At 60.2% G+C, this 3878-nt stretch carries 3 protein-coding genes and 1 pseudogene; 2 read left to right on the top strand and 2 right to left on the bottom strand.

What is annotated here, in order from left to right; all coding sequences use genetic code 11:
- Positions 1-333: 333 nt before the first annotated feature.
- Both C6W55_RS00040 and C6W55_RS18215 read left to right on the top strand, forming a co-directional pair.
- Complete coding sequence (locus C6W55_RS00040; protein ID WP_286890622.1) at positions 334-1140, top strand: copper amine oxidase N-terminal domain-containing protein; 807 nt, start codon at positions 334-336, stop codon at positions 1138-1140.
- Positions 1140-1217, top strand: a pseudogene (locus C6W55_RS18215) (group II intron maturase-specific domain-containing protein); the annotation flags it as partial. The gene C6W55_RS00040 and the pseudogene C6W55_RS18215, both read left to right, overlap by 1 nt.
- 105 nt (positions 1218-1322) lie before the next feature.
- Here C6W55_RS18215 and C6W55_RS00035 read toward each other — a convergent pair.
- Together C6W55_RS00035 and C6W55_RS00030 are read right to left on the bottom strand one after the other, a co-directional pair.
- The gene (locus C6W55_RS00035; RefSeq protein WP_286890620.1) at positions 1323-2441 is read right to left on the bottom strand and encodes a superoxide dismutase; all 1119 of its coding nucleotides are present in this window, start codon (positions 2439-2441) and stop codon (positions 1323-1325) included.
- A gap of 69 nt (positions 2442-2510) precedes the next feature.
- Positions 2511-3569: an alpha/beta hydrolase gene (locus C6W55_RS00030; protein ID WP_286890619.1), complete on the bottom strand. Its 1059-nt coding sequence runs from the start codon at positions 3567-3569 to the stop codon at positions 2511-2513.
- Positions 3570-3878 lie beyond the last annotated feature (309 nt).

Raw genomic sequence — 3878 nt, 5'->3', positions numbered from 1 at the left:
AGGGGGAACGTTTACCCATCTAGCCTGCAATCACTCGAATTGACTGGAAAAACAGCCACAAAATTGAATGGAATCTTTGCTGATCGCTTCATCCGACTAGCGCTATTCCGGACTTTCGAAATTCAGGATTACTATTATTCGTGGGGATCATACTCTGAATATAGCTACTGGGATACAACCAAAAATATGTGGTATGGAACGATTGATTGCATACCGTCTTACATCCACCGGTCCAATGGATATGTTTCCATTTACAAATGATTGAAACTGATGCTTTAAAATAGTCGTCTTCCATATGACGACTATTTTATTGTGAGTATGGGAGGATTGGCCATGAAACCTTTCAAAGGATTTGTTGCCACGGTCATGCTGTCGGTCTTCGTGTTGACGTTCGCGGGAAGCGCATTTGCGAACAACCTGGAAAAGCTGCCGGATCGGGAGACGCCCATCTATTTGAAAATTGACCGCTTCTACATTCTCTACACCCATCCGCACGCGCCGTTTGTTGACGAGAAGAATCGCCTGTTGATTCCGGTCCGCGCCATTCGGGACTTGATGGGCGGAACCGTCGCCTATGACGCAATGACCAGGAGCGCATCCGTGAACTTTGTGGAGCATACCTTCAGGTTTACGATCGGATCGACGACAGTTGTGATCGATGGCGAGAAAACGGACATGGATACGATTCCGGTGCTGATCGACGGCGCGATGTTCGTTCCCATACGATTTATTCTCGATCGTACCGACATGGAGTGGACATGGAACGCCGAGCATGGATATCTGCATATCCGGGATGAACGGGTCGTCAAGGGAAAGCCGTTTGAACAGTTTGAGACGATTGATATGGCGCAAATTGTTGATGAACATGCCATCCATTTGAAATCCTATGCGGTCAATCGAGAAGGCAGGTTTCTTACGGTAACCGGGATCAACGTATCGGGTAAAGACATCGAGGCCGGCAAAGCCGATATTCAGCCGTTGACGACTTCTGATGACGGTTTCTCCGTCGATTCCTACAATCGCCCGAGTTACCCCCCGTTGCCGCTTGTCAAAGCGAACGGCGAGGTCACAAAAGAGGTGTTCCTGCCGGGGCTGTCAACGGTGCTGTACATCATTTCCGTAGGTCGGGAGATGAAGTAGACAACGCCCTCCCGACTTCCTATAGGGAAGCAAGAGGGCTGAAAAGTCTGCTTTCTCGCTACCTTGAGCATTGTTAACCTTCGGAACCGCCGTATGCGGACCCGCATGTACGGTGCTGTGAGAGGTCGGGGGCTGGCCGCCCTCTCCTGCTCGATTAGGCATCATGTTCCGCGGATGTTCTGTCAATACGGCTCCCAGCGCAGCTGCGACGCTTTCGCGAACCGTTCGGCGACGTAAGGCCAGTTCACGACGTTCCACCAGTCCCGGATGTAGTCGGCGCGGCGGTTCTGGTGTTTCAAATAGTACGCGTGCTCCCACACATCAAGCGGAAGGAGCGGCACGACGTCCCATTGGGAGAGGTTCTGGTGCTTCTCCGCCTGCAGAATCTCGAGCCGGCCGCTGCGCGGGATCCAGACGAGGATCGCCCAGCCGCCGCCTTCGACCTGCTCCGCCGCCGCGGAGAACTGGCGCTGAAAGGCGTCGAAGCTGCCGAAGCTTGCGTTGATGGCGTCGGCGAGCGCACCCGTCGGCCGTCCGCCGCCCTGCGGCGACATCACGTTCCAGAAAATCGTGTGCAGGCAGTGGCCTGCGCCGTTGAACGCCAGCTCCCGCTCCCAATGCTTCACGAGATCGAACTGCCCGGAGGCGCGGGCCGCCTGCAGCGCCCGCTCCGCCCGGTTCAGACCGTCGACGTAGGCGCGGTGGTGCCGGTCGTGATGGATGCGCATCGTCGCCTCGTCGATGTACGGCTCCAGCGCATCGTAAGCGTAGGGCAGCGGCGGCAGCGTATGCCCGCCGATCGGCACCGCACGCCAGGGCCGGCTGCGATCGGGAGGACTGCGGTCCTCCGCTTCGCTGCGGAGCTTCTGGCCGGCGTCCGCCGCGCCGCCCGGCTCCTGATGCTCCCGCCGCGCCAGCCGCGCCCGTGCCGCCGCGGCCGCCTGCGCGAGCGCATCCGCCTCCTCCGCGCGGCCGCTGATGCGGGCGCCGTCCGCCAGCCGCTCGAGATGGCCGGCGAACGCTTCGGTCTGGGCGTATGCGGCTTCTTCCAGTGCCCGGCCGTGCGGCTCCGGGATCGCGGCGAACCCGCCTGCCGGATCCGCCCGGGCCTGCCGCCAATACTCGGCACAGCGTGCCGTATAATCGAAGACCGGCACCCAGTCGCCGAGCAGGCGGGCGCCGGGCGGATTGAACGCCGCAATCCGCCGGGACAGTTCAGCGGCCGTCCGCTGCTCTTCCCTTTTCCAGGCGGCGATGGCCTCGGCCGGATCGGACGGCGTTTCGTTCTCGCTCAAGGTCACGGCGCGTCATTCCTCCTTCCGCGTCTCTCTTGCCGGATGCTTCCGTAAGAGATGTATTCGCGGAGCAGGTTATCCTATGCCGGCGAGAAAAGCGGTGACGCGCTGCATATATTCTTCGGTGTGCGTGCGGAACATCATCTCATGCTGCCCGCCCGGCACGATCCAGGCCGACGACAGCGGATGGCGCTGATTCGCGGCGATCGTCTCGGCGATCGAAGCCGGCGCCTTCGCATCGTTCGTCCCGTGGATGAGCAGGATCGGCATGTCGTAGGAGGTGCTTTTGATCCGGTCGGACGGAATGCTGGCGAGGCGGGTGCCGGACCAGAGCGGGAAGAACGCCGCGACGAGCGAAGGCGACGGAAATCCGTCAACCGGCGAGAACTCCGCCAGATTCAGCGCGAGCGTGCCGGCGTCGGCGATGAACGTGCTGTCCAGAATCATCGCCGCGATGTCGTCCGTCAGGAAAGCGGCCTGCAGCGCCGTTCCCGCGCCCATCGAGAAACCCCAGACAATGATATCGTCCGCGCCGGTCTCCTTCGCGTATTCGATCACCTTGACCAGCTGGCGCGACTCCGTGACGCCGCCCGTCGCCGGCGCCCGGTCTTCGGCGGAGGCGTAGCCGTAATCGAACAGAATGATGTTGTACTCCAGCAGATGCATCGTCTCGGCCAGATCGTACATCGGAACCCACGGTTCCTCCCGGTTCGTGCCGTAGCCGTGGCTGAAGATGATGGTGCGCGAACCGCCGGCCGTGGCGGGGATGTACCAGCCGCTGACGGCGGGAATGCCGCCCGATGCGGGGATGACAAATTCGGAGTAGGCCAGCTGCTTCGCCTGCATCGGATCGGAGGCGAGCGGCGCGACGGCGGGATAGGCGAGCCGCCAGGCGATGAGGCCGTGGGCGGCCGTGAAGATCAGCAGCGCGAACGCCGTCAGGGAGGCGAGCGCGAGGACGGCGACTTTCAGGCCTTTGTGCCGGGGTGTCGCAGGAGCGCGCTGCTCCGCCGGCGGATCGTCGGGCAGAACAGGCAGACCGGGACCGGCGCCGGGCAGCAGCGCGGGACCCGGCAGCGCAGCCGGACCGCTGCTTGAAATGCCGGCCTCAAGATGCATGACCTTCGATCTCATGCGGATCCCCTCCCCCGGAATGTAAGCGCTTTTAATCGGTTACTTTTATCCTATGGGAGCACCGGCATGCGTGTCAATTTGCGTCGACAAGTTGTTAGGCAAGTGTAATCTTGGCGTAAAAAATCGGCCGGAATATTCCTTCTTTACCATCTCGTCTCCCCGTCTGCCGCACGTTCTTCCGAGTTAGAGTAAAATTAGCGTTGGGGTAAAGATTGGAAAAAGCGGACATAGAAAGAGAGCCTCTCCTTTGGTAGAGTGGAATTTGGCAAAAAAACACCCTCAAAGGAGGAGGCTCCTATGCAGCACTTT

The organism is Thermobacillus sp. (assembly GCF_003390775.1).
In the GTDB taxonomy this organism is placed as follows: domain Bacteria; phylum Bacillota; class Bacilli; order Paenibacillales; family Paenibacillaceae; genus Thermobacillus; species Thermobacillus xylanilyticus.
The sequence above is the reverse complement of the archived record's forward strand: the minus strand, read 5'-3'. Positions and strand labels throughout refer to the sequence as shown.

Coding starts and splice junctions, on each gene's coding strand:
- C6W55_RS00040 (WP_286890622.1), top strand. CDS start 334: ATGAAACCTTTCAAAGGATTTGTTGCCACGGTCATGCTGTCGGTCTTC.
- C6W55_RS00030 (WP_286890619.1), bottom strand. CDS start 3,569: ATGAGATCGAAGGTCATGCATCTTGAGGCCGGCATTTCAAGCAGCGGT.